Annotated in this window: 21 protein-coding genes; 18 read left to right on the top strand and 3 right to left on the bottom strand. The window is 69.4% G+C overall.

The features are described from left to right. Positions 1–101: 101 nt before the first annotated feature. Both ACIBGM_RS23240 and ACIBGM_RS23235 read left to right on the top strand, forming a co-directional pair. Positions 102–776 (top strand): response regulator transcription factor, encoded by a 675-nt coding sequence (locus ACIBGM_RS23240; RefSeq protein ID WP_396386738.1) that lies wholly within the window; start codon positions 102–104, stop codon positions 774–776. Further along, positions 769–2,241 carry a sensor histidine kinase gene (locus ACIBGM_RS23235; RefSeq protein ID WP_396386737.1) on the top strand — a complete coding sequence of 491 codons (1,473 nt, stop codon included), beginning with the start codon at positions 769–771 and terminating at the stop codon, positions 2,239–2,241. Before ACIBGM_RS23240 ends, ACIBGM_RS23235 begins: the two co-directional genes overlap by 8 nt. Here ACIBGM_RS23235 and ACIBGM_RS23230 read toward each other — a convergent pair. Together ACIBGM_RS23230 and ACIBGM_RS23225 are read right to left on the bottom strand one after the other, a co-directional pair. Then, the gene (locus tag ACIBGM_RS23230; protein WP_396386736.1) at positions 2,225–3,217 is read right to left on the bottom strand and encodes a GDSL-type esterase/lipase family protein; all 993 of its coding nucleotides are present in this window, start codon (positions 3,215–3,217) and stop codon (positions 2,225–2,227) included. The two genes, ACIBGM_RS23235 and ACIBGM_RS23230, sit on opposite strands and share 17 nt — an antisense overlap. Further along, entirely contained in the window at positions 3,214–3,927 is a 714-nt protein-coding gene (locus tag ACIBGM_RS23225; protein WP_360538055.1) for a GntR family transcriptional regulator, read from the bottom strand. The genes ACIBGM_RS23230 and ACIBGM_RS23225 overlap by 4 nt, the downstream gene beginning before the upstream one ends. Positions 3,928–4,045: 118 nt before the next feature. Here ACIBGM_RS23225 and ACIBGM_RS23220 point away from each other — a divergent pair, with 118 nt between their 5' ends. The 5 genes from ACIBGM_RS23220 (at position 4,046) to ACIBGM_RS23200 (ending at position 10,912) form a co-directional block, all read left to right on the top strand. Next, entirely contained in the window at positions 4,046–5,104 is a 1,059-nt protein-coding gene (locus ACIBGM_RS23220; protein WP_396386735.1) for an isocitrate/isopropylmalate dehydrogenase family protein, read from the top strand. Beyond that, positions 5,101–7,587, top strand: coding sequence for an aconitate hydratase AcnA (gene acnA / locus ACIBGM_RS23215; RefSeq protein WP_396386734.1), 2,487 nt, complete (start codon positions 5,101–5,103; stop codon positions 7,585–7,587). Before ACIBGM_RS23220 ends, acnA begins: the two co-directional genes overlap by 4 nt. 74 nt (positions 7,588–7,661) lie before the next feature. Further along, a complete protein-coding gene (locus ACIBGM_RS23210) occupies positions 7,662–8,384 on the top strand; it encodes a VIT1/CCC1 transporter family protein (RefSeq protein WP_396386733.1) in 723 nt (240 codons plus the stop codon). Between the two features lie 19 nt (positions 8,385–8,403). Then, the gene (locus tag ACIBGM_RS23205; protein ID WP_360538063.1) at positions 8,404–10,323 is read left to right on the top strand and encodes an FAD-binding protein; all 1,920 of its coding nucleotides are present in this window, start codon (positions 8,404–8,406) and stop codon (positions 10,321–10,323) included. A gap of 10 nt (positions 10,324–10,333) precedes the next feature. Next, positions 10,334–10,912, top strand: coding sequence for a Chromate resistance protein ChrB (locus ACIBGM_RS23200; RefSeq protein ID WP_360538065.1), 579 nt, complete (start codon positions 10,334–10,336; stop codon positions 10,910–10,912). A gap of 161 nt (positions 10,913–11,073) precedes the next feature. On the opposite strand, the gene ACIBGM_RS23195 is transcribed toward ACIBGM_RS23200, so the two are convergent. Further along, a complete protein-coding gene (locus ACIBGM_RS23195; protein WP_360538890.1) occupies positions 11,074–12,015 on the bottom strand; it encodes a MurR/RpiR family transcriptional regulator in 942 nt (313 codons plus the stop codon). 127 nt (positions 12,016–12,142) lie between these two features. Between ACIBGM_RS23195 and ACIBGM_RS23190 the strand changes: the two genes are divergently transcribed. The 11 genes from ACIBGM_RS23190 (at position 12,143) to ACIBGM_RS23140 (ending at position 23,152) form a co-directional block, all read left to right on the top strand. Next, entirely contained in the window at positions 12,143–13,324 is a 1,182-nt protein-coding gene (locus tag ACIBGM_RS23190) for a C45 family autoproteolytic acyltransferase/hydolase (protein ID WP_396386732.1), read from the top strand. 28 nt (positions 13,325–13,352) lie between these two features. Beyond that, a complete protein-coding gene (locus ACIBGM_RS23185; protein ID WP_360538884.1) occupies positions 13,353–14,372 on the top strand; it encodes a Fe(3+) dicitrate ABC transporter substrate-binding protein in 1,020 nt (339 codons plus the stop codon). 7 nt (positions 14,373–14,379) lie between these two features. Further along, positions 14,380–15,453 (top strand): iron ABC transporter permease, encoded by a 1,074-nt coding sequence (locus ACIBGM_RS23180; protein WP_360538881.1) that lies wholly within the window; start codon positions 14,380–14,382, stop codon positions 15,451–15,453. Between the two features lie 75 nt (positions 15,454–15,528). Then, positions 15,529–16,557, top strand: coding sequence for an iron ABC transporter permease (locus tag ACIBGM_RS23175; protein WP_360538878.1), 1,029 nt, complete (start codon positions 15,529–15,531; stop codon positions 16,555–16,557). A 10-nt stretch (positions 16,558–16,567) separates the two neighbouring features. Beyond that, positions 16,568–17,377 (top strand): ABC transporter ATP-binding protein, encoded by an 810-nt coding sequence (locus tag ACIBGM_RS23170; protein ID WP_360538875.1) that lies wholly within the window; start codon positions 16,568–16,570, stop codon positions 17,375–17,377. Between the two features lie 10 nt (positions 17,378–17,387). Then, entirely contained in the window at positions 17,388–18,362 is a 975-nt protein-coding gene (locus ACIBGM_RS23165; protein ID WP_360538872.1) for a threonine/serine dehydratase, read from the top strand. A 149-nt stretch (positions 18,363–18,511) separates the two neighbouring features. Then, entirely contained in the window at positions 18,512–19,306 is a 795-nt protein-coding gene (locus ACIBGM_RS23160) for a hypothetical protein (RefSeq protein WP_360532712.1), read from the top strand. Continuing rightward, positions 19,303–19,518, top strand: a complete 216-nt coding sequence (locus ACIBGM_RS23155; RefSeq protein ID WP_360532709.1) for a hypothetical protein — start codon at positions 19,303–19,305, stop codon at positions 19,516–19,518. The genes ACIBGM_RS23160 and ACIBGM_RS23155 overlap by 4 nt, the downstream gene beginning before the upstream one ends. A gap of 107 nt (positions 19,519–19,625) precedes the next feature. Then, on the top strand, positions 19,626–21,095 hold the full coding sequence (locus tag ACIBGM_RS23150; protein WP_360532706.1) for a TldD/PmbA family protein: 1,470 nt from the start codon (positions 19,626–19,628) through the stop codon (positions 21,093–21,095). After that, positions 21,092–22,417: a metallopeptidase TldD-related protein gene (locus ACIBGM_RS23145; protein WP_360532703.1), complete on the top strand. Its 1,326-nt coding sequence runs from the start codon at positions 21,092–21,094 to the stop codon at positions 22,415–22,417. The genes ACIBGM_RS23150 and ACIBGM_RS23145 overlap by 4 nt, the downstream gene beginning before the upstream one ends. A gap of 72 nt (positions 22,418–22,489) precedes the next feature. Next, entirely contained in the window at positions 22,490–23,152 is a 663-nt protein-coding gene (locus ACIBGM_RS23140; RefSeq protein WP_360532700.1) for an MBL fold metallo-hydrolase, read from the top strand. Position 23,153 lies beyond the last annotated feature (1 nt).

Genomic DNA, 23,153 nt, shown 5'->3' with positions numbered 1-23,153 from the left:
GGTGAATCCGGTCGGGTCGAGGACGTCGTTCGAGCCGACCGAGCCTGAAGTTTCCTGAAGTGTTCTTCAGGTTGGCCTGAGTCGCGTGCAACCCTCGTGCGGTGCGACTACTGGTGGTGGAGGACGAGCGGCGGCTCGCGGCGGCGGTGAAGTGGGGCCTGGAGTCCCACGGCTTCGTCGTCGAAGTCGTCCACAGCGGACCCGAGGCGCTCTGGGCGGCCGAGGAGAACGAGTACGCCGCGATCATCCTCGACGTGATGCTGCCCGGCCTGAACGGCTACAAGGTGTGCGAGACGCTCCGGCAGACCGGCAACACCACCCCGATCATGATGCTGACCGCGAAGGACGGCGAGTACGACGAGGCCGAAGGACTCGACACCGGCGCGGACGACTACCTCACCAAGCCGTTCTCGTACGTCGTTCTGGTCGCGCGACTGCGAGCGTTGCTCCGCCGGGGTGGTGCGCCGGCGACTCCGCTCGAGATCGGCGACCTGGTGATCGACCCGGCGGCCCGGTCCTGCCGGCGGGGTGACCGGTCGATCGAGCTGACCGCGCGCGAGTTCGCCGTACTGGAGTGCCTGGCCCGGCGGCGGGACGTGGTGGTGACGAAGCGGGAGATCCTCGAACAGGTCTGGGACGCCAACTACGACGGCGAGGTCAATGTGGTCGAGGTCCACGTCAGCGCCCTGCGCCGCAAGATCGACCACCCCTTCGGCCGCCGCTCCCTGCAAACCGTCCGAGGCATGGGCTACCGCCTGACCGGCCGCCATGCGTAACCGCCTCTCGACAGCAGCCCGTGTCACCGTGGTCGCCGGCCTGATCGGCACCTTGCTCGCCACCGGCTTCGCCTTCTGGCTCCGGCACGAGGTCTACGAGTCGCGGTACCGCGTGACCGAGCGCGTCGCGGAGGAGGCCAGGTTCCGGATCTTCAACAACGCGTGGACGAATCGGACCCTGACGGATCAGGCCAACGGCTTCATGCTCCACCCGACCTACGAGATCGTGGACAGTTCGGGCCGGATCATCGAGTCGACCGGTGAGCTGCGCGCCTATCAACAGACCGGCTCGGTCGCACCGGTTCCGCCGCGCCGGGACACCTTCGAGATGGACAGCCTGGAGGTCACTTTCGGCGCGTACGACCCGAGCCGGGACGGCTGCGTCGGGCTCCGGCTCGAGGACCACAAACGCTGTGAGTACGCGAAACGGCTGGCGGGCCGGCGCATCAAGGTCTTCCGCAGGTACGACCCGACGGCCTTCCTGCTGCAGCATGCCAGGCAGGTCGAAGGTGACGCACCGACCACATCGATCGCGGTGTTCGTGCTGCCGTTCGAGGCTGAGGATGCGGTGGGGGAGATCGATCGGGTGTTGCGGTGGGCGTTGCCGGCGGGGGTGTTGCTGATCATGGTCGGGGCGTACGTCGGGACGCGGGCGGCGTTGCGGCCGGTGGAGCGGATGCGGGTGCGGGCGGCGGCGATCAGTGAGCGGAATCTGCACGAGCGGGTGCCGGTGCCGGGGACGCGGGACGTGGTGGCCCGGTTGGCGTCGACGTTGAACGACACGCTGGGGAGGTTGGAGTCCGCGGCGGACCGGCAGCGCGGGTTCGTCGCGGACGCCTCCCACGAGTTGCGCAGCCCGATCGCGAGTCTGCGGGCGACGCTTGAAGTGGCCGCCGAGCACCCGGATCGCGCGGACTGGCAGCAGGTGGTGCGGACCGCCGCCGACGAGACGCGCCGCCTGCAGGAGCTGGCCGACGACCTCCTGCTGGTCGCCCGCCTGGACGCGGAAGCAGACGTACCCGAAACGACCGTCGACCTCGCTGAGCTCGTTCGGCGGCACCTGGCCCGGCGGCTCGACGACGAGGGTCCGGCACTCGTGCTTGAGTCCATCGAGGAGGCACCGGTGCTGGGCAACGAACAGCATTTGGATCGCCTTGTACGCAACCTCGTCGACAATGCGACCCAGTATGCGGCCGGGCAGGTCGTCGTACGCATCCTCGGAGCGCCGACCGAGGTCGTGCTGCAGGTCGACGACGACGGCCCGGGGATCCCCGCGGCCGACCGGGAGCGGGTGTTCGAGCGGTTCACCCGGCTGGACGAGTCGCGCAGCCGGGACGCGGGCGGCGTCGGGCTGGGACTCGCGATCGCGCGCGAGATCGCCGTACGCCACGGCGGCACGCTGACCCTCGGCGAGTCACCGGCCGGCGGCGTCCGCGCGACGCTGGTGCTCAGGCGTCCAGTGTGAGCAACGGAGCGAGCCGCTCGCCGATCAGGCGGTAGCCCTCCGGACCCGGGTGTACGTCGTCGACGTACAACGCCAGCGCTTCGTCCGCGGTGAGAATCGTCCGCCCGTCGATGATCTGAACCGCCGGATCCGTCCGGGCGCCGAGCTCCACACACGCGCGTACGTCGTCCAGCGTGAGCCCGACCGCATTCGGTTTGCCTTCGAGGTGTGGGGCGACGAGCGGCGTGATCACGATGATCGGCGTCTTCGGATGGCCGTCGCGGACGGTCGACACGAAGGCCTGAACCTGGCCCGGCAACGTGCGGCCGCTGTAGGTCTCGCCGCCGTAGATGTTGATGCCGAGGCACAGCGAGATCAGCCGTGCGGGGGTGTCCCGGATGGTCCGCGCAGCGATCGGGTCGAGATGGCACTCGCCGGCGAACCCGAGCGCGACCAGATCCCAGCCGTGCTTGCGCGCGACCACCGCGGGCCAGGTCTCGGACGGTCCGAAGGCACCCGTGCACTGCGTGATCGAGCTGCCGTAGGTGACCCACCGCGGTCCGGTCGGCGCGAGCGGCTCGGCCGCACCGTCGAAGGTGAGGCCTCGGACCGCGATCACACCTGACTGCGGGAGCCAGATCTCGACCTCGGCCGGGCGGCCCGGCAGGTCGGCCACGAGGCGCTGCTCTCCGTCCCGAACCTCGAGGCGCTGGTGCAGTTCGCCGTCGACCAGCACGTCGAGCGGGCCGAGCACCGAGTAGATGCCGAGGCTCGCGCGGATCTGCAGGCTGACCGAGGAGGCCGCCGTACGCCAGGAGGCCCGGACGCCGGCGGGTGTCGCGGCGCGCTCCCATAGCCGGTGACCGGGGCGATCCGGGTACCCGGTCCAGTCGATCATCCGGAAGTCGCGACCGCGCGGGTCCAGCCGCCAGTACGTCGTCCAGCCGTCCGCGTCGGCCTCGCGGTGCTGGTACCCGGACCACAAGGCGTCACTCATGTTCGTCCTCCTCGGATGCCCCGGAGTGACCGGGCGACGGGTTGTGCGGCGGCGGACGTGAGGCGGGCGACCGCGCGCGCACCGAGGCTGGCGTCGACGTGGGCGAGCATGACCGCGGCGGCCGTCTTGGCGTCCCCGGCCGCGATCGCGCCGACCAGTGCGAGGTGCTCGGCGTGGGTGCGGTCCAGGTCCTCCTCGGTCCGGCCGTCCTCGAGAGCAAGCCTGCGGTACCGGTCCGCCTTGTCCCACAACCCGTCCAGGGTCTGGACCAGCAACTGGTTGTGCGACGCGGTGTAGATCGCGACGTGGAAGCGCCGATGGGTCGCCAGCTCGGCCGGCCCGGGGTCGCTGTGCAACGGCAGCAGCTCGTCCGCCGTCTGCCGGATCAGCTCGAGATCCTGCCGGGTACGGCGCTCCGCCGCGAGGCCGGCCGCCAGCGGGTCCAGCGAACGCCGGATCTCGATCAGGTCGCGCGCCTCCTCCGCGGTCAGCCGGGTGACGCGGGCGTCCCGATGTGCGTCCAGCTCGACGAGGCCCTCGGTCATCAACCGGCGCAGTGCTTCGCGTAGAGGCGTGGTGCTGATGCCGAGCTCACGGGCGAGCGCGGCCTGCTGGATGACGGCGCCCGGGACGAGGTCGCCACGCAGGAGTTGCGCGCGGACGAGCTCGTACGCAGTCTCGGCCTTGGTCGCCAGCTTCGCCTCGGTCACGGGCGCGCACCTCCACGGTTATAACAGCGTCACGGCAGAGATTACCTCAAGACCAGGCTTCGAGACGATCTCGGCGGGAGGTTGACGCAGAAGGTTATAACGACTCACACTCATGGCCATGGCAGACGAGTACAGGCTGGGAGTGTTGTCCGGTGACGGCATCGGGCCGGAGATCGTGCCCGCGACCGTCCAGGTCCTCGACGCCGCCGTGGCTGCTGCCGGTGGTGCGCCGATCGAGTGGGTCCCGCTCCCGGTCGGCGCCGAGGCGATCGAGACGCACGGCATCGCGCTGCCGCCGATCACGCTGGAGACACTCGAGCAGCTCGACGGCTGGCTGCTCGGTCCGCACGACAGCGCGTCGTACCCGGAGGAGCACCGCGTTCAGCTGAACCCGAGCGGGTTCCTGCGCAAGCACTACGACCTGTTCGCGAACATCCGCCCGGCGAAGGCCTTCGAGGGGACGCCGGCGCTGGTGCCGGGGCTCGACCTGGTCGTCGTCCGGGAGAACACCGAGGGCTTCTACGCCGACCGCAGCACGTACCGCGGCACCGGTGAGTACATGCCGACCGCCGACGTGGCGATCGCGATGGGAATCTTCACGCGGCCCGCGATCGAGCGGATCGCACGGCAGGCCTTCGAGCTCGCGATGCGGCGCCGCAAACACCTGACGATCGTGCACAAGGCGAACGTGTTGCGGCTGACCACCGGCTTCTTCCGCGACATCTGCCGCGAGATCGCTGCCGACTATCCCGAGGTGCGGGTCGACGACTTCCACATCGACGCGATGACCGTTCACCTGGTCCGGCACGGCGCCGACTTCGACGTGCTCGTCACCGAGAACATGTTCGGCGACATCCTGTCCGACCTGGCCGGCGAGCTGGCTGGGTCGCTCGGGATCGCGCCGTCGATCAACGCGTCCCACCAGCGCGCGATGGCGCAGGCCGCGCACGGCTCGGCGCCCGACATCGCCGGCCGCAACCTGGCCAACCCGACTGCGATGATCGCGTCCGGCGCGATGCTGCTCGACTGGCTCGGCTCCCGGCGGGCCGCCGTACTGGTTGATGAAGGTCTCCGCACGGCCGTCGCTCGTGGCGTCCGTACGGCTGACCTCGGCGGCACGGCGGGGACGGCCGAGTTCACCGACGCAGTCGTCGCGTCGATCAACGAGCTGACATGAACGGGCACCGCATCCAGCCGCTGCGAGGGATCGCGCCGGACCACCTGCCGCGCACGCTGCGCATCCTGCTCGAGAACGCGCTCCGGCATGGCACGGCGAGCGACGTACTGCGGGACTGGATGCCCGGCGCGGCCGGCGAGCTGGAGGTGCACCCGTCGCGGGTGTTCCTGCACGACACGAACGGCGTACCCGTGCTCGTCGACCTGGCCGCGATGCGCGACGCAATGGTGGCCCAGGGCAAGGATTCGGCGCTGGTCGACCCGGTGATCCCGGCCGAGCTGGTGGTCGACCACTCGGTGATCGCGGACGTCTTCGGACGGCCGGACGCGATGCAGCTGAACGTGGCGCTGGAGTACGAGCGCAACGCCGAGCGGTTCCGGTTCCTGCGCTGGGGCCAGCAGACGTTCCGGCAGCTGAAGGTGGTGCCGCCGGGCGCCGGGATCATGCACCAGATCAACCTGGAGCACCTCGCCCGGGTCGTCGAGGAACGCGACGGCTGGCTGTTCCCGGATCTCTGCCTGGGCACGGACTCGCACACCACGATGGTCAACGGGCTCGGCGTGCTCGGCTGGGGGATCGGCGGGATCGAGGCCGAGGCGGCAATGCTCGGGCAGTCGGTGTCGATGGTGCTGCCGAAGGTGGTCGGCGTACGGCTGAGTGGTTCGCTTCCGGTCGGGACGACGGCGACCGACCTGGTGCTGACGATCACCGAGACGTTGCGGGCGCACGGTGTGGTCGGGAAGCTGGTCGAGTTCGGTGGGCCGGCGCTGGCCGAGCTTCCGGTGCCGGATCGGGCGACGATCGCGAACATGAGCCCGGAGTTCGGCTCGACTGCGGCGTACTTCCCGATCGACCAGCGCACGCTGGACTATCTGCTCTTCACGGGACGGACTGCTGACAAGGTCGGCCTGGTCGAGGAGTACGCGCGGGAGCAAGGGTTGTGGCACGAGCCGTCGGCGGAGCTCTTGTACGACGAGTACGTCGACGTCGACCTGAGTCGTGTGGTCCCGTCGATCGCCGGGCCCCGCCGACCGCAGCAGCGCACGTCGCTTGCTGATTCACGAGCAGCCGTAGAGACAGAGTTGCCTCCAGGTCCGCGCACTACTCAGACTCCAGGCCATGGTGCTGTGGTTGTTGCTGCGATCACCTCCTGCACGAACACGTCCAATCCGGCGGTGATGGTCGCGGCCGGGCTGCTTGCGCGCAATGCGGTCGAGCGTGGTCTCACCAGCAAGCCGTGGGTGAAGACGACGCTGTCCCCGGGGTCGCGGGTGGTGATGGACTACCTCGGCGATGCGGGGCTCACGCCGTACCTGGAGAAGCTCGGGTTCCACCTCGCAGGCTTTGGCTGCATGACGTGTATCGGCGCATCGGGCGCGTTGATCGCCGAGGTGGGGCAGGCGGTCCGCGAGCAGGATCTGACCGTCGCGGCCGTGCTCTCCGGTAACCGGAACTTCGAGGGCCGGATCCAGCCGGACGTGCGGCTCAACTACCTCGCTTCGCCGCCACTCGTGATCGCGTACGCCCTGGCCGGCCGGATGGACATCGACCTGCTCACCGAACCACTCGGGGCCGACGACAGCGGCCAGCCGATCTACCTCGCCGACCTCTGGCCGAGTCCGACCGACATCGACGAGGTGATTGGTCAGACGCTCAAGCCCGAGCTGTTCAACACCGTGTACGACGACCTGTTCGCCGGTGACGAGCGGTGGCGGCGGCTCGATGCGCCCTCGGGTGTGACGTTTGCCTGGGGCGACTCGACGTACCTGCAGCGACCGCCGTACTTCGACCAGCCGCCCGCGCCAGGCCTGTTGACCGGAGCGCGCGCGTTGGTGCGGCTGGGGGACTCGGTGACGACGGACCACATCTCGCCCGCGGGCGCGATCCCGCCGGACAGCGTGGCCGGGCGCTACCTCCAGGGGCTCGGGGTGACGCAGTTGAACACCTATGCGTCGCGACGAGGCAACCACCGGGTGATGATGCGCGGTGCCTTCGGCAACGTTCGGCTACGCAACCAGCTTGCCCAGGGCGTCGAAGGACCGGTGACGCCCGGGCCGGACGGCGTACCGACGTCGATCTTCGCTGCCGCCGAGGCGTACCGCGCGGCCGGTGTGCCGATCGTGGTTGTCGCGGGCAAGGAGTACGGGACGGGATCGTCGCGGGACTGGGCTGCGAAGGGGCCGGCGCTGCTCGGGGTGCGGGCGGTGCTCGCGCAGTCCTTCGAGCGGATCCACCGGTCGAACCTGGTCGGGCTCGGCATCCTGCCGCTGGAGTTCCTTCCGGGCGAGGGCGACGACCTCACCGGCGCGGAGCCGATCGACATCTCGCTCGGCGCGGACGGGTTCGCGACCGCGACGTCGGCCGGCAAGTCGTACCGGTTGAAGATCCGGCTCGACACCCCGCGGGAGGCCGACTACTACCGCCACGGCGGAGTTCTGCCCTACGTGCTGCACCGCCTGACCGTTGCCGGGTCAGGAAAGTAACGGGTAGACTGATGTAACAGGTGATGCATTTTAACGAAGGTTACGCTCACCTAACCCGCGGAAGGAACTTCTGAATGACCGCGTCAGTAGCGGAAGTAGAGCCCCCCGAGATCCACCACTCCCACCGCGACGTCACCGGAGGCTGGCTGCGGCCGGCGACCTTCGGCGTGATGGACGGCCTGGTGTCGAACTTCGCCCTCGTCGCCGGTGTCGTCGGCGGTGGCGCGTCCGGCAAGGTCGTGATCATCACCGGACTCGCCGGCCTGGTCGCCGGCGCCTGCTCGATGGCGTCCGGTGAGTTCACCTCGGTCTCGTCGCAGAGCGAGCTGATGAAGGCCGAGATCGAGGTGGAGCGGCGCGAGCTGCGGATCCACCCCGAGGAGGAAGAGCGCGAGCTCGCCATGATGTACGAGGCGAAGGGCCTGCGTCCCGAGCTCGCCGCCGAGGTCGCTCGTGAGCTGACCAGCGATCCCTCGGTCGCGCTCGACGTCCACGTCCGTGAAGAGCTCGGCGTCGACCCCAACGACCTGCCGTCGCCGTGGCTGGCCGCCGGCTCGTCGTTCGCCGCGTTCGCGGTCGGCGCCGTGATCCCCTTGCTGCCGTTCATCTTCGGCGCCATCAGTGTCTGGCCGGCGCTGCTCCTCAGCGCACTCGGCCTGGTCGTCACCGGCGGCATCGTCGGCAAGATCACCGCCCGCCCCGTCTGGTACGGCGGCGGCCGCCAACTACTCCTGGGCGGCCTGTCAGCCGCAGTCACCTTCGTGATCGGCCTGGCAGTAGGCACTGGATTGTCTTGACAGAGATGGAGGGTGGCAGGTGCGTGTCGCGGCGTTGATCAAGCAGGTGCCCAAGGGTGATCACAGTGGGCGCCTGGATGCTGATGGGCGGCTCGAGCGGGCCGGGGCGGTCACGGAGATGAATCCGTGGTGCCGCCGGGCTGTCGCTCAGGCTGTTCGGTTGGCCCGGGAGTCGGGTGGTCGCAGTACGGCGATCACCATGGGGCCTCCGGTGGCGGCTGACGTACTGCGTGAGGCGCTGGCGTGGGGTGTCGATGACGCCGTACACCTCAGTGATCCGGCGCTGGCCGGGTCGGACTGCCTGGTCACGGCTCGCGCGCTGGCTGCCACCATCGCGGTGCTCGACGAACGTCCCGACCTGATCCTGGTTGGGGCCAGCTCCGTCGACGGCAGCACTGGCGCAGTTGGCGCGATGCTCGCCGAGCTGCTCGGCCTGCCCTTCACCGGCCCCGTCCTCACTCTCGAACCCTCCGGCACCACGCTCCACACCACCGTCCAGCACGACACCGGCACGGAGATGGTCGCCGTACAACTGCCCGCCGTAGTAGCCATCGCCGAGCGCTCCTGCGATCCCTGCAAGGCGCCCCCGGAAACCTGGTCCACCGACCACAGCATCCGCGGTGTGAAGGTCGCAGACCTGGGCCCCGGCAGCTGGGGCCTCGCCGGCAGCCCCACCAAGGTCGCCAACGTCCACCCAGCGCCCCTCACCCGAGACCCCATCATCTTCCGAGGCCGCCCCCAAACCCAGGTAACCCGAGCCATAACAGAACTCCTGTCCCGCGGCTGCTTCGAACCCCAGCCGCCCCGCCCCGCCGAGCCAGTCCCGGACCCGGCAGCCGAGCCAGTTCAGGACGCGGTCGCCGAGGTGGTCCCGGTCGGGGTGGCGCCCCGCGCCCAGCACCGGCCGGCGCCCACCGGCGCGTCTACATCCGCCACCACTTGTACCTCCGCCACCACCGGTGGCGCCTCCGTGACTTCCCCCGGCGAGCGGCCCGCAGGGCCGCGAGGCTGCTGTGAGGTGGTCGTGTTGGTGGGGTCTGGGCCCGAGGCTGGGACCCAGGCGTTGCTGGGGGCTGCGGCGGCGTTGGCGGCTGAGGTTGGTGGGTTTGTGACTGCGGTGCGGACGGCGGAGAGCACCGGGGAGCTTGTGCGGTGGGGTGCGGACTGTGTTGTGACGCTCAGCGGGGATGAGCCTCGGCCGGTGGTGGAGGGCCTGGCGAAGTGGATGGCTGGGCGCGACACGTGGGCCGTGCTGGGGGCCGCGCTGCCTTGGGACCGGGAGGTACTGGCCCGGTTGGCGGTGGCTACGGGTGCCGGATTGATGTCTGACTTGGTGAGTCTCAGGGTGAGCGGCGGCCGGCTGTCCGGGTTGAAGCCGTCGGGTGGCGGCACCCTGGCTGAGATCGTCAGCCACGGCTCCCCGCAGATTGCAACGATCCGGACCGGCTTGCTGCCACTGCGGACCCCACGAGCCGCCCGCCGGATCGACGAGCACACCCTCCACGTCGCCGACGATCCAGGAGTACGACGGGCCGAGCGTCGTACTGGAAACGAAGGGGACGCGCTGGATCGGGCCGACGTGGTGATCGGGGTCGGGCGGGGAGTTTCGCCGGACGCCTACCCCGAGCTCGAACCCATGCGCCTGCTGCTGAACGCCGAGCTCGCCGCGACCCGCAAGGTGACCGACCAGGGCTGGCTGCCACACGGCCGCCAGCTCGGGATCACCGGGCGGAGCGTCGCGCCGCGGATGTACTTCGCCGTCGGCCTGTCCGGCAACCTGAACCACCTGGCCGGCGCGAGCCGGGCCGGGACCGTGCTGGCCATCAACACCGACCCGGCCGCGGAGGTCTTCGCGCACTGTGACGTCGGGCTGGTCGCGGACTGGCGGGAGGTGATACCGCAACTGGTGGAAGGTCTGCGCGCTCGGGGGAGCGGATAACCTGTGCGGCATGGCGACGACCCGACGGACCAAGGCTGCGGTGAACGGCTCCGAAGCCTGGCTGCTGCTGATCTACAAGGTGCCCAGCGACTCGTCGCGGGCGCGGGTGGCGGTCTGGCGGGAGCTGAAGCGGCTCGGCGGGTTCTACGTCCAGCAGGCGGTGTGCGTGCTGCCGGACCGCGACGAGTTGCGGGCCGGGATGGAGAAGGTGCGGGAGCGGGTCGCCGAGCTCGGCGGGTCGAGTGTGTTCCTCACCCTCACCGACGTCGACGAGGACGCGCGGACGCAGTTCGTGGAGGGCTTCCGGAGCCAGTCCGCGAAGGAGTACGCCGAGATCGTCGAGGAGTGCGACACCAAGTTCGTCAAGGAGATCGAGTTCGAGCGGTTCCGGGAGAACTACACGTTCGAGGAGGCCGAGGAGATCCGCCAGGACCTGGAGAAGCTGCGCCGCTGGCTGGCGAAGGTCGAGGGTCGCGACTGGATGGATGCCGACGGCAAGGAACTGGCCCGCACCAAGGTCGCCGACTGCGAACGCCTGCTGGAGGAGTTCGAGGCCGACGTCTACGAACGCACCGAGGGAAAGGTGTAGGTCGTGTCTGGCAATTCCCCGCCTACTGCGCGGCACTCGGCACGGCACCTCGCCGCACTGGCCCGAAGGCCACGATGCTCCGCATCGAGACCTCCGTTCCAGCACGCCGATGCACCGCACCGAGCACCTGCTCGCTACGGCGCGGAATTACCAGACACGACCTAACTCTTCCTGCGGGGCTTCGGCCGGGGTACGGCGGTGCGGGGGAGGCCGAGGATGGTCTCGTCGGCGAGCGGGTAGCCGTTCAGCTGTTCGCGGAGCTGGTTCATCCGTTCGGTGTTGCTCAGCGCGCGGTCGCGGTCGTGCGCGGCGACGGCGATGGTCAGCGCCTCCAGCAGGATCAGCACCATCGCCTGGCTGGTGAACGTGCCCGGGCGGCTCATCCGGGTGGACAGTACGACGGCCACCTCGTCACGCAACGCCTCACCGAGGGTGTCGGTCACCAGGATGACCGGCACACCGGACTCCGTGCACTGGTCCAGGACGATGCGGGCCTCGCGGTTCAGCCGGTTGTGCGCCATCACGATGACGACGTCCTCGGCGCTGAGCAGCAGGATCCGGTCCGCCAGCCGGTACCCGGTGTCGGTCGCGATCCGGGCCCGGTGCCCGATCCGGGTCAGGTGCGTGGCGATGTACTCCGAGACGCCGTCCAGGCCGGCGAACCCGCAGACCACCGTCTCCCGGGCGCCGTGGATCAGCTCGACCGCCCGGCGGAACTCGTCGGGGTCGATGAGCTGCTCGGCCATCGTCAGGTGCTCGATGTGATCGCGCAGGATCGCCCGCAGCACGCCCTCGGGTCCGTCGCCGACGTTCTCGAGGCTGGCACTCAGCCGGTTGGCCGGGGTGAGCAGGGTCTGCAGGTGGCCCTGTAGCGAACGCTTCAGCCCGGGCAGGCCGTCGTACCCGAGGGCCTTGGCGGTGCGGACGACGCTGGCGTCGCTGGTGCCGGTCGCACGGCCGAGCTCCTCGGCGGACGAGAACGCGGCCTCCTGCGGGTGCGCGGACAGGTACTCCGCGACCTTCCGCTCGGTCGCGGTGAGATCGCCGAGGCGCGCCGCCACCCGCTCCTGCAGGGTGGGCGGCTTGGTTTCCGCGGTGGTCACAAGGGTCCCTCCGTCCGAGTCGGCTCAATCATTTCACCCGGCCAACCGTTGACAGCGATTGTAGCAATCACTACCGTCAAGTGAATATTCGTAGTAAACACAACGGACGGCACGTCAGGGAGCATCCGTGATCGCAACCATCGACATCTCGGCAGCGGACCCGCGGGAACGCGGCCGGCAGTACGGCGAGGCCGCCCGCGAGCAGATCGCCGCGTCGACTGCCTTCTACGCCGAGTCCGTGGCCCACAAGACCGGCCTGCGCTGGCCGGAGGTGCAGGAGCGGGCCGGCGCCTGGGTGCCGATCATCGAGGGCTACCTGCCGGGCATCGTGCCCGAGCTGCGCGGGATCGCCGACGGCTCCGGCCGTACCTTCGAGGAGATCGTCGCGCTGAACAGCCGCGGCGAGCTCACCCGCGGCAACCCGTTCGCGACTCGCGAAGCCGGGCCGGACGACGACGAGGACTGCACCTCGTTCGCGATCCTGCCCGCGGCCAACCCGCTCGGCCGCACCTGGGCCGGGCAGAACTGGGACCTGTGGGCCGGCGTCGCCGACACCGTCGTCGCGGTCCGGATCGCGCAGCCCGGCAAGCCCACGATCCTGTGTCACGTCGAGGCCGGCCAGGTCGGCCGGCACGGCGCGAACTCGGCGGGCATCGCCCTGAACGCCAACGGTCTCGGCGCCGGCTTCGGCACCGGACTCGGTGTTCCCGGCGCGTTCGTCCGCCGCAAGGTGCTGGAGAGCTGGGACTTCCACGAGGCGCTGAAGGCGATCTTCGACGCCCGCCAGACCCTGTCCAGCAATCTGCTGCTCACGCACTCCGACGGTTTCGCCATCGATGTCGAAACCACGCCCGGACGCAACGCCTGGATGTACCCGACCGACGGGTTGCTGGTGCACGGCAACCACTTCCAGGCGTTCGTCCCACCGCAGCTCGAGAACACCTACCAGCCGTTCTCGGTCGACTCGCTCTACCGGGTGCCGCGGGTCGAGACCGGCCTCGACCGGATCCGCCGCGAAGGCACCACGGAAGAGCACCTCGCTCAGCTCGTGCGCACCACGATGAGCGACCACTTCGGTCACCCCGACGCCGTCTGCCAGCACGTCGATCCGCGCCGGCACGAGCTCGACCGCTACGCCACCATCGTGTCCAGCCTGGTCGATCTGACCACGGGCACCTACCGGCTCACCCCGGGCCTGCCGTGTGCGAACAGCTACCAGCAGCTCCCGTGGAACCTGTACGACGGCCCCGGCGCCGCCGACCGTCCCGACGTCCCCGGGCCGGCGCAAGTCCTCGCCGGCATCCGCTGACCTGCTTCAGCTCAAGGAGCAACGTGCCATGTCCCACTCCGCCACGAAGGTACGGCGTACTGTCGCCACCCTCGCCCTGTTCGCCGCCGCGGCTGCCCTGACCGGCTGCGGCGGCTCGTCCTCGCCCGCGACCGGCGCGGCGCCGAACGCCGACCGCGCCGCGGCCGCCGAGGGTGTCAGCCCGGACGTCAACCTGGACCAGTGCGGGAAACCGACCCGCACCGTCAAGCACGACCTCGGCACCACCACCGTGACCGGCAGCCCGACCAAGGTGGTGGCGCTGGAGTACTCCTTCGTCGACGCCCTGGTCGCGGTCGGCATGTCGCCGATCGGGGTCGCCGACGACGACCAGCCCAAGCGGATCATCCCCGCCCTGCGCGAGAAGGTCGGCGAGTACAAGTCGGTCGGCCTGCGCGCCACCCCGAACATCCAGGTGATCACCGCCCTCAAGCCGGACCTGATCGTGGCCGACAGCGGTCGGCACAAAGCGATCTACGCGCAGCTGTCCAAGATCGCGCCGACGATCGCGTACGCCAGCCTGAACGGCAACTACCAGCAGGTGCTGGACAGCGAGATGTCGACCGCGATCGCGCTGAACAAGTGCGACGAGATGAAGACCCGGCTGTCCGAGCACGCCAAGACGATGGCCGACCTGAAGGCCGTCGCACCGGCCGACGAGAGCCGCAAGGCGCTCTTCGTCCGCGCGTCGGACAAGGGCTTCACCGGGTTCCCGCCGAAGGCCTACACGCCGGGCGTGCTGGCCGTGATCGGCATCGAGTCGCCGCTGCCGGACGAGTCCGGTGACGCGTCGGTCTCGCTGACGCTGGAGACCCTGGTCGCCACCAAGCCGGACGTCATGTTCATCGCCCCGAACGACGGACCGACGCTGCGCGACACCTGGGCGAAGAGCCCGTTGTGGAAGGAGATCCCGGCGGTCAAGAACAACGCGTCGTACGACGTCGACCCGAACGAGTGGTCCCGGTCGCGCGGCCTGATCGCGTCCGAGGTCGTCGCCAAGGAAGCCGTCAAGCTCCTCTACGGGAAGTGAACCGGCCATGTCCGTAGGCACTGCGTCCAGACCAGGGCCCAGGCCGGCCGAGGACGCCGCCACCCGGAAGCGTCCGAAGATCGTCACGAACAGGCAGCGGGTCACCTGGGTGACGCTGGCGCTGCTGGTGGTGGTCGTGGCCGGCGTGGTGTGGGGCCTGTCGATCGGAAGCCAGCCGATTCCGTTGTCGCGGATCCCGGGCGCGATCGTCAAGGCCGATCAGCCCGACGAGTTGATCATCCAGGCGATCCGGCTGCCGAGGGTGGTGCTGGCGCTCTGCGTCGGCGCCGCCCTGGCGGTCGCCGGTGCGTTGATGCAGGCGGTCGCCGCGAACCCGCTCGCGGCGCCGGAGATCATGGGCGTCAACGCCGGCGCGGTGTTCGTCGTCGTCCTCGCGATCACCGTGGTGCCGTCGCTGTCGGGGGCGCCGACGATCCTGCTGTCGTTCGGCGGCGCTGCCGCGGCGGGTGTCTCGGTGATGCTGCTCGCGGGATCAGGGCGCGGCCGGGTCAGCCCGATCCGGCTCGCGCTGGCCGGTGTCACGGCGAGCAGCCTGCTGATCTCGCTGACGCAGGTGCTGATCATCTTCGACGAGAACTCGGCCGACAGCGTGCTGTTCTGGCTGGTCGGCGGCGTCAACTTCGCCTCGTGGGCGGACATTCGCAACCTGCTGCCGTGGCTGGTGCTGGGCCTGCTCGGAGCGTTCGCGATGGCCCGGCCGCTGAACCTGCTGGCGCTCGGTGACGACATGGCCCGCGGGCTCGGCCAGAACGTCGAGCGGACCCGGATGATGGGGTCGGCGCTGGTGATCGTGCTGTGTGGCGCGGCGGTGTCGGTGGCCGGTCCGGTCGCCTTCATCGGCCTGATCGTGCCGCACATCATGCGCCGGCTGGTCGGTTCCAGCTACACGGTCCTGCTGCCGCTGTGCGCGGTGGCCGGCGGCGTCCTCGTGCTCTACGCCGACATCGTGTCCCGCTACGTCAAGCCGCCGTTCGAGGTGCCGGCCGGTGTTGTCACCGCGCTGCTCGGCGCTCCGATCTTCGTCTACCTCGCTCGCCGACAGAAGGTGACAAGCTCATGAACGAGCGTAGCGAGTTCATCATCCAGCTCAGTCCACTTGTGCCTCATCGGCGCCCGGAGCGAAGCGAGGACGTCGATGAGTAGTACGGCGATAGTCGCGCAGCACGTACGGCGTACGTCGCTGGCCAAGCGTTATCCCGGTGTCCTGATGGGATCGCTCGGCGTGCTGGCCGTGGTGCTGAGTTTCTACAGCCTCAGCGTCGGCGCGACCGAGGTGTCGATGGGCGACGTGTTCAACGCCGTGATCGGCAACACGACCGACCAGGCGGCGCAGATCGTCACGCAGTTCCAGTTGCCGCGGGTTCTGCTGGCCTGGCTGGTCGGGATCGCGCTCGGTGTGTCGGGCGCGGTGATGCAGGGCGTGATCCGCAACCCGCTCGCCGCACCAGACGTCGTCGGCGTGACCAAGGGCGCCGGGTTCGCGGGCATGCTGTTGCTGCTCGCGATCCCGGGGATCCCGGTCGTGGCCGTCGTACCGGCAGCCTTCGTCGGCGGCCTCGCGGCCGCTGCACTGGTGTACCTGCTGGCCTACCGCCGGGGCGCGACGCCGGTGCGGATCGCGCTGGTCGGGATCGCGGTCAGCGCGGCCTTCGAGGCGGGGATCCGGTTCCTGCTGGTGCGCAACCCGCTCGACGTGAGCGCGGCGCTGATCTGGTTGACCGGCAGCCTGTTCGGCCGGTCGATGCGGTCGGTGCTGGAGATCCTGCCCTGGGTTCTGGTCCTGGTGCCGCTGATCGTGATCTGGAGCCGCAAGCTCGACGTCCTCGGGCTCGGTGACGACCTCGCCGCCGGGCTCGGCGAGCCGGTCGAGCGGACGCGCCGGACGTTGCTGCTGTTCTCGGTCGCGCTGGCCGCGGCCGCGGTCGCGGTGTCCGGCACGATCGGCTTCGTCGGCCTGATCGCCCCGCACATGGCCCGCCGGGTGTTCGGCGGCCGGCACCTCGCGTCGATTCCGGCCGCGGCGTTGTTCGGCGTACTGCTGATGCTCTTCGCCGACATGCTCGGCCGCGGGATCGCCCCACCGCTCGAGATCCCCGCCGGGCTGGTGACAGCCGTCGTCGGCGGACCGTACTTCCTCTACCTGCTCGTGAAGACCGGAAAGTAGGAGAACCGCCATGCGTCTGCAGGCACAGAGCGTCCAGCTCGCCTATGACCAGCGGGTCATCGCTCGCGACCTCACCCTGACCATCCCGGACGGAAAGGTCAGCGTGCTGATCGGGCCGAACGGCTCCGGCAAGAGCACCGCGCTGCGGGCCCTGGCCCGGCTGCTGCCTCCGCAGCGGGGAAGTGTGATCCTGGACGGGAAGTCGATCCAGGAGACCCCGACCAAGGAGGTGGCCCGGCTGCTCGCGATCCTGCCGCAGGTGCTGGTCACGCCCGAGTCGATCTCGGTCGAGGACCTGGTCTGGTTCGGCCGCCATCCGCACCGGGCCTCACTGAAGGTCCCGAGCCCCGCCGACAAGGAAGCTGTCGAGTGGGCGATGCAGGTGACCAGTACGGCGGAGCTGCGGCACCAGCACGTGGACCAGCTGTCCGGTGGCCAGCGGCAGCGGGTCTGGATCGCGCTGTGCCTGGCCCAGGGCACGGACCTGATCCTGCTCGACGAGCCGACGACGTACCTGGACGTCGCCTACCAGCTCGAGGTGCTCGACCTGCTGCACCAGCTCAACCAGGAGCAGGGCAAGACGGTGGCGATGGTGCTCCACGACTTCAACATGGCCGCGGAGTACGCCGACCACGTGTTCGTGATGAAGTCCGGCAGCCTGGTCACCCAGGGATCGCCGGAGGACGTGTTCACCTGCGACATCATCCGGGACGTGTTCGGGGTGGAGTCGAAGGTCGTTCCGCACCCGGTCAGTGGCAAGCCGATGTGTATCCCGCTGAGGGCCGGCCTACGGGCCGAGCTGTCAGTGGCAACCGGATAGGAGTTACTGCATGACGTTGAGCCCTGCGGAAGTCGCCGAGCGGTCCGAACGGGTCGCGCCGCGACTGCGTGAGCACCTGCCGCCCACGCCGTTCGTCCGGTTCGGCGCGTTCAGCGACGAGCTCGGGGCAGACGTGCTGGTGAAGTGCGAGCACCTGCAACGCACCGGCTCGTTCAAGGCCCGTGGTTCGATGGCGAAGATCCTGACGCTGACGGACGAGCAGCGCGAACGCGGCGTGGTCACCGCCTCGACCGGCAACCACGGCCTCGGGGTCGGGAACGCGCTGGCGACGCTCGGCGGCCGCGGCCTGGTCTATCTGCCCGAGAACGCGTCACCGAGCAAAGTGGCCGCACTGCGCCGGCTCGGTCTCGAACTACATGCCGAGGGCAACGACTCCGGCGTGCTCGAGCCGAAGGCGCGGGCCTACGCGGCCGAGCACGATCTGGCCTACATCCCGCCGTACAACGACCCGGACATCATCGCCGGGCAGGGGACGGTGGCGGTCGAGATCCTCGAGCAGTTGGGCGGGGAGCCGCTCGACGCGGTGGTCGTCGCGGTCGGCGGTGGCGGCCTGGTCAGTGGGGTCGCGGCGGTCCTCAAGAAGCACCTGCCCGACATCCGCGTGTACGGCGCCTCGCCGGTCCGCGACGACGCGATGGCCGCGTCCGTGCGGGCCGGGGAGATCGTCCAGGTCGACGCGCAGGAGACGTTGTCCGACGGTACGGCGGGCAGCGTCGAGCCGGGCAGCATCACGTTCGACCTGTGCCGTGAGTTGGTCGACGACTGGGTGCTGGTGAGTGAGGACGCGATCAGCGCCGCCCTGCGGATGGTGATCGACACCGAGCACCAGTTGATCGAAGGGTCCGCCGCGATGGCGTTCGCGGCGGCGCGGGCCCGCCGTACCGAGCTCGAAGGCAAGCGCGTCGCCGTAGTGTCCTGCGGCGGCAACATCTCGGCCGGCACGTTGGTGGCCGCCCTGGCGTAATCCCTCCCGCCGAAGCACCCGAGGAGCCCCTCCCTCGGGTGCTTCGGCCTGCCCGTTTTCAGGTGCCTGCGGACTGCGTTGACACACTCGCAACGATGTAGCTAGCGTTGCGTGCAGCATATGTTTCAACTGAGACGAGGATGTGGGAGATGGATGCGGCAACCTGGGGGTTGATCATCGCGACGTTCGTCGCGTGCTTCGTGGAGATGGTGGAAGCCACCACGATCGTGATGGCGATGGGGTACACCCGGAGCTGGCGGTCGGCGCTGGCCGGCACGTTCGCGGCGCTCGGCGCGCTCGCGGTGGTCACCCTGGCGGCCGGGTACGCACTGGCGAACTGGCTGCCGGAGTCGGCCCTGCAACTCGCGATCGGCGGCCTGCTGCTGATCTTCGGGCTGCAGTGGTTGCGCAAGGCAATTCTGAGATCATCCGGGCGCAAGGCGATCCACGACGAGGAAGCGATCTACAAGGAAGAGGTCGCCGCGGCCAAGGCGGCCGGTGAGAGCGCGAAGGGCCTGGACCTGTTCGCGTTCATGGTCTCCTTCAAGGGCGTCTTCCTCGAAGGCATGGAGGTCGTGTTCATCGTGCTGACGTTCGGCCTGAACGCGGACAACATCCCGGGCGCCGCGCTCGGTGCGATCGCCGCCGTGGTGATCGTGCTCGGCGTCGCGGTCGCACTCCGCCGCCCGCTGTCGATGATCAACGAGAACCTGCTCAAGTACGGCGTCGGCCTGCTGCTCGCGTCGTTCGGCACCTACTGGGCGGTCGAAGGTCTCGGCATCTTCCGCGGTGACCGGGAGAGTCTCGACTGGCTCGGCCACGACCTGATGCTCCTGGTCCTGCTGGCCGCGTGGTTGCTGCTCAGCCGGATCTTCGTCGCGGTCCTGCGAGTGTCCGCGGCGCCGGTGGCAGCGGCCGAGGTTGCTGTGGAGGTGAAGAAGTGAAGTTCCTCAAGGCCTTCGGGCAGTTCTGGTACGACTTCATCATCGGCGACGACTGGAAGATCGCCGTCGCCGTGGTGCTCGCGCTGGGCGTGACGCTCGTCGTGATGGCTACCGGCGTGCTGGGCGACACGGCGCTGACCGCCCTGGGCGGGGTCGCGATCTTCGCGGCGTTCGCCATCAGCCTGGCGATCGACGTCCGCCCGAAACGCTGACCTCTTCAGTTGGCGCTGTAGCAAACACAACGTCTTCTCAGAATCTCGTAGTGTCTGCTACAGTGCCGGAGAGGCGCCCGTTCCCCTTCCGTATCGGAGGTCCCGAAGTGTCCGATTCACCGGTGATGCGCGACACCGCCGAGGCGGTGCTCGGCCTCCTTCCCACGGACGTGCAGTACGGCGACATCCGCGTCGTACGGCGGACGCACGAGCAGGTCCTGGTCGAGCTCGACGGCCCCGGCGAGGTCGGGTACGACGACTCGACCGGCCTCGGACTGCGGGTGCTGATCGGCGGTCAGTGGGGGTTCGCTGCCACGCACCGGCTCGATCGCCGCGGTCTCGACGCCGTTGTAGCGCAGGCGGTCGGCCAGGCTCGCGCAGCCGGCGGTGGTGGGCGGGTGTCGCTCGGGTCGGCGGTGACGACCCGCGACCGCTGGAGCTCGCCGATGCAGGTCGACCCGTTCACGGTGCCGCTGTCCAGCAAGCTCGACCTGCTGGCGGCGGCCGTGAAGGAGGCGTCGACCGCGGGGCCGCTGGTGCAGCAGATCGAGGCCTCGGTGGACTTCTACCGCGACGAGAAGGTGTTCGCGAACACCGACGGCGCGCTGATCGAGCAGACGCTGACCGAGTGCGGTGGCGGCCTGATGGTCAACGCCAGCGACGGTGACGACCTGCAGCGGCGGTCGTTCCCGCAAGGTGTGCCGCGGCAGATCCGTGGCCAGCGCGGCGACTTCGCGACCGCGGGGTACGAGCATGTGGTCTCGCTCGGCCTGGATCGGGAGGCGGCGCGGATCGCGTCCGAGGCGGTCGCGCTGCTGTCCGCGCCGCAGTGCCCGGACGAGATTACGACACTCATTGCTGGTAGCAACCAATTGGCGATGGTGCTGCACGAATGCGCCGGTCACCCGATGGAGGCCGACCGGGCGCTCGGCACCGAGGTCAGCCTGGCCGGCGGCACCTACGCGACTCCCGAACGGCGGGGGAACTTCCGCTGGGGCTCCGACATCGTCTCGGCGTACGCCGACGCGACGATCCCGGGCGCGCTCGGCTCCTTCGGGTACGACGACGAGGGTGTGCCGGCGCAGCGGACGCAACTGGTGAAGGACGGGATCTTCGTCGGATATATGTCGGGTCGTGAGTCGGCCGGGGCGCTCGGTCTGGAGTCGACCGGGCAGGCCAAGGCGGACGGGTGGCAGCGGCTGCCGTTGGTGCGGATGACGAACATCTGCCTGGAGCCGGGGGAGTCCTCGCTGGAGGAGATGATCGCCGGCACCAAGCGCGGCATCCTGGTCGACACCAACCGCGGGTTCTCGATCGACGACCAGCGGATGAACTTCCGGTTCGGCACCGAGATCGGCTGGGAGATCCGCGACGGCAAGCTCGGGCGGATGCTGAAGAACTGCACCTACCAGAGCGTCACGCCGCAGTTCTGGGCCAGCCTCGACGCGCTCGGCGGACCGGACGAGTGGAAGGTGCACGGCGTCCCGTCCTGCAACAAAGGTGAGCCGCTGCAGGTTGCGCACGTCGGCCACGGCACGGTCCCAGGTCGCTTCCAGAAGGTGCAGGTAGGACGATGAGCATCCAGCAGTCCCAGGTCGAGCAGGCCCTCGAGATCCTCGGCGAGGGCACCCGCCTCGACGTCCTCGGCGAGCACGCCGACCTGCTCCGCTACGCCGAGTCCCAGATCACCGCCCAGCACAGCGAACGCCGGCTCCGAGTCCGAGTCCGCACCACCCGCAACGGCCGCTCGGCCGCAGGCTCCCTGGAAACCCTCGCCCCCGACGCAGTCCGCACACTCGCAAACCGCCTAGAAGCCGCGTTGGCCGATCTACCTCAAGCCTCCGCAGCTACAGATTCCTTTGCCGTGGATCACTCCACTGAAACACCTCACGTGGCTGCTGCCGACTCGGTACTGCAAGCAGACCCCGCGGACCGACACCGGTGGTTTGCTGGTGTACGCGACGGGTTGGATTCGTCGACGACGCTTGGGGGTGCTATTCGGTTTGAGGTGTTGGATCGGGTGGTGGCGGACTCCGAGGGGTTGTTTCGGGCTGAGACGTTGACGAAGGCTGCGATTCAGGCGATTGCGAAGAGAGGCGACAACTCGGTCAGTGTGCGGTACATGCATCGGGATGCGGACCAGGTGCCGGTGGGGGAGATCGCGGGGAGGCTGCGGGAGGCGCTCACGCCGCTGCCGACGAAGGACGCGCACCACGGGCCGTGCCGGGTGCTGCTGAAGCCGCAGGCCGTGATCACGTTGATCGCGACCTACGGGCACTTCGTGCTCGGCGCGACCGGATACGCGACCGGCCGCTCGGCGGTGGCCGGGCGGCTGGGGGAGCGGGTCGTGAGCGACCTGCTCAACCTGGTCGACGACGGCGCCGACGCCGCCGGCCTGCCCAGCGGATTCGATGCTGAGGGCAACGTACGCCGCCGCACCCAGCTGATCGAGAACGGCGTGCTCACCGGCGTCGTCTCGGACCGCCGCCGCGCAGCAGTCACCGGCGGTGTCCCCACCGGGCACGCCGTACCCGACGGCTGGCGGTTCGGCGGCGACCCGAGCCCGTCGAACCTACTGCTCGCCCCGGGCGACGCGACCGACGAGCAACTCCTCGATGACTGCGGCAGCGGCCTGGTCGTGAACCGCCTCGACTACCTCCGCTCCCTGCACCCCAAGCAGACACTCGTCACCGGCACGACCCGCGACGGCACCTACTGGGCCGAAGACGGCGAGATCGTCGCCTGGCACCCGCAAGTACGGTTCACCTTCCGGATGGACGACGTACTCAACGCGGTCCTTGCCGTCGGCAACACCCGGGAGTGCGGCGACACCACCTTCATGGACAGCGTCGTCGTCCCGTCCCTGCTGATCGACGCCGCCCCCCTCACCCTCCCCTGATCCAGCAGTGCCCCGCGTGACGCGTGCTCATAACTCCGCGGGGCACTGCTGCACCACTCACCCGGAGACTGCATGCCCTCGGTCATCCCCCTGCTCAACGGCTACTCCCTGACCTCGGACCAGGGCAACCCGGCCTTCTGCTCGGTGCTGCTCGTCGAGAGCGGTGACGAGCGCGTGCTGTTCGACTTCGGTCACGTCGGCCGACGCCGCATCCTGCTGACCGCCTTGAAGGATCGCGGCCTGGAGCCGGCCGACATCACCAAGATCGTCGTCTCGCACGGCCACTGGGACCACCTCCAGAACGCCGACCTCTTCCGCGACGCCGAGGTCCTCATCCACCCCGCCGAGCTGCGCAACCTAGCCGACCCACCAGCCACCGACTTCGGTACGCCGCCCTGGGCCAACGCGATCCTGTCCGGTCTGAAACTCCGCGAGACCGGTGAAGGCGACGAGGTGATACCCGGCGTCACGGTGATCGAACTCCCCGGGCACACCCCCGGCTCGATCGGCCTGCTCGTGTCCGACGGCACTGTGCTCGCGGCGGACGCCGTACCGACGCTTGCTGTCTTGCGGTCCCGCAAAGCGTCCGGTCGGCCGTACGACCGGGAGCAGGCGGATGCGTCGGTCGAGCGGGTCGCCAAGCTGGCGGATGTCGTGTATCCAGGGCATGACCGCGCGATCCGTGGGTTCGACTACATCGGGGATGCGACACCACTCGGGTTCCGGGTGCCGTGAG

Origin of the sequence: Kribbella sp. NPDC050470, from assembly GCF_044458365.1 — a bacterium.
Lineage (GTDB): Bacteria > Actinomycetota > Actinomycetes > Propionibacteriales > Kribbellaceae > Kribbella.
Note: the sequence above shows the minus strand (reverse complement) of the source record. Positions and strands in the feature narration are given on the sequence as shown.